This window comes from Bartonella sp. AP65SXKL (assembly GCF_042195725.1).
In the GTDB taxonomy this organism is placed as follows: domain Bacteria; phylum Pseudomonadota; class Alphaproteobacteria; order Rhizobiales; family Rhizobiaceae; genus Bartonella.
The window spans coordinates 1-636 of sequence record NZ_JBHIOW010000105.1; the positions used below are offsets into that span (position 1 = coordinate 1).

1 protein-coding gene is annotated in these 636 nt (G+C 39.8%); it reads right to left on the reverse strand.

What is annotated here, in order from left to right:
- On the reverse strand, positions 1-636 hold a 636-nt coding region (locus tag ACFIMP_RS09895), incomplete at both ends, for an autotransporter outer membrane beta-barrel domain-containing protein (RefSeq protein WP_375614020.1).

Consider the following 636-nt stretch of genomic DNA (forward strand, 5'->3'; position numbering starts at 1 on the left):
ATCAATATCACGCGCCTGATTAAACTGAAGATGCTGATAAACAACCTGAATCTGCGGATCAAAAACAACACCTTTATACCCTGTTGCAAACGTTCTACCACTCGTTAAAGAACCGCTAAATTGTTTACCCTTTAACGCCACAACCTTGCCCCGTGCAAGGGTCAAAACATCTCCCTTAAAAAGACCATACGATACCACCCCATCCATATAAAAACCGGTATCATGCTGCAAATTTCCATAAGCAGTAACAGACCATTTATTAAATGCGCTTTTTTTGCTTTGTTCAACATCCTGAGGGTGTAGAGAAAGATTTCCATAGTTCCCCAAAACTCCAAAGAATGTACGACCATATAAACTCTCAATCTCATTTAACAAAACACCTGCTTGAAATGCATTATAATCGAGCTCAGCACCATAACCATATTCAAAAGCAGATAAATTGGAAGCATAGTGATGGCTCCCCCCATAAGCACGCAGAAAAAAGGCTGTCTTTTTATCATCTTTCCCAAAGGAATGAAAAGCATTCCGCATTGTCTCTAACGTCTTATTTTGCGTGGTCATATCCACTAAACCAGCATGAAATAAGGCATTTGGCAAAAGAAGATAAGTTGGAACCTGTGGAACAACCGCTCTAAT